This is a genomic window from Mesorhizobium sp. M7A.F.Ca.CA.004.06.1.1 (assembly GCF_003999135.1).
GTDB lineage: Bacteria > Pseudomonadota > Alphaproteobacteria > Rhizobiales > Rhizobiaceae > Mesorhizobium.
Map to the genome: position 1 here is coordinate 1 of NZ_RZPQ01001055.1, position 1,542 is coordinate 1,542.

General features: G+C 66.0%; 3 protein-coding genes and 1 pseudogene. 1 reads left to right on the top strand and 3 read right to left on the bottom strand.

Features of this window, described 5'->3' with window-relative positions; translation table 11 throughout:
- Positions 1–359 (top strand): DUF6537 domain-containing protein (locus tag EN906_RS33740; RefSeq protein ID WP_348629302.1); only part of this gene is annotated, 359 nt, incomplete at its 5' end.
- A 120-nt stretch (positions 360–479) separates the two neighbouring features.
- Here EN906_RS33740 and EN906_RS33745 read toward each other — a convergent pair.
- The 3 genes and pseudogenes from EN906_RS33745 to EN906_RS33755 all read right to left on the bottom strand — a co-directional run.
- Complete coding sequence (locus EN906_RS33745; protein WP_127269062.1) at positions 480–767, bottom strand: hypothetical protein; 288 nt, start codon at positions 765–767, stop codon at positions 480–482.
- 112 nt (positions 768–879) lie between these two features.
- Positions 880–1,335: a periplasmic heavy metal sensor gene (locus tag EN906_RS33750; protein WP_127269063.1), complete on the bottom strand. Its 456-nt coding sequence runs from the start codon at positions 1,333–1,335 to the stop codon at positions 880–882.
- Positions 1,332–1,542: pseudogene (locus EN906_RS33755) on the bottom strand (hypothetical protein); the annotation flags it as partial. The pseudogene EN906_RS33755 and the gene EN906_RS33750, both read right to left, overlap by 4 nt.

Below are 1,542 nucleotides of genomic sequence, written 5' to 3' on the forward strand. Positions count from 1 at the left end.
CTTTGTGGTTCATCGGCGGCCTGCGCCGCTGGCGCCGTAGTCTGCTGCGCCACAAGGTCGAGGTCGCGCATCTCGATCGCTGGTACGCGCTGGCTCTCGACCATGTGCCCCAGGACTACGCACTGGCCGTCGAGATCCTCAATTGCCGCCGGCTGATCAAGGGCTACAGCGACACCCATGTCCGGGCACAGTCGAAATTCGACCGCGTGCTGTCGGCGCTCGACCTGGTCAAGGGCCGAGCCGACGCCGCCGACTGGATCCGCCGCCTGCGCGAGATGGCGCTGAAGGACGAGAAGGGCGACATGCTCGACGGCGCGCTGAAGACGGTGGCGACGCTGGGGCCGGACCCAATCGGCTGAGATATCTAGCGGGCGTCCACGGATTGGAGCGGCGCTAACCTTAACTCCGGGCTGGCTGACAGGATTGCCCGTGCGCCGGCGCTGACGCGGGGCCAGGTGCCTGGCCCCGCCGTGCTTCGATCAGTTATGGTGCCAGCGGCGCCAGTGATGGTGCGGGTGCCAGCCATAGACCGGAGCGTGCCAGTAATGGTAGTGCGGGCGCACGACGACGACGCCGTTCGGCACGCAACGGCCCCATCGGTTCGGGTGCCAGCCGATGCCGCACCCCCAGCGGACATGCTCGACCAATGCCGGGGCGGCCGGATGGGTTACAGACATGACGGGCATCGCGCTGGACGCGGTGGCGGTCACGACAGTTCCACTGACCGCCAGGATAGCGGCTGCTGCATAGTTTTTCAGGCGACTCATAATTGGGCTCCGAGTGCATTCGAGTTTGAAGATGGCCGCCCGGCACGGTGCGATCGGGCAGGCTTGTCCCTTCTCTTCATTAAACGGCGTCTCGAGCATTTTCCGTCGGTCGTCATGGCGATTTTTTCGGCGCCACGGCAGCGCGGCGTTCCATGTGGCGCAGCAATGCCTGTGCCAGCACGCTCCGGTTTTCGGGTGATGTGTTCGCCGCGAAGTCGACAATGGCCTGCTCGAGCCGGGTGCGAACCGTCGCGTCGGCGTTGCGTGCCCGCTCCAGGGCCGCCGACACGGCGGCCTTGTCCATGACAGGCTGTTGCAGCAGGTCCGCTGCCTGCTGCCTGGCCTGCTGGCCATCGAGAATGATCTGACGGGACTGCACGCGAACCTGGCGCAGCGCCTCGCGGAACGCCTTGCGATCCTGGTCGGGAAGTTGTCGGCCGGCCGATTCCAGCGAGACACCTGTTTTGGCATTTCTCAGCCAGACCGCACCGCCGACGAATGCGCCGGCAAGAAAGACGTTCAGCACCACGGAAGCAATAACCAGACCACGGACCCAGCGCGTGCTCATAGGCTTTCCTCACCGTTCTCGGCAGCGGGGCCGGCATCGCCAAACGCCGTCGCATTGGCATCCAGCACATAATGGTCCGGCTGGACCTCCGGCGTGACGATGGTCACCAGGGCCAGCCCTGCCACGGCACCGGCCAGACCAATGCCGGCAAGTCCCAGCCCCAGCCACCAGAACCGCTTACGCCGGCGCTGGACGAGGTGCCGGCCG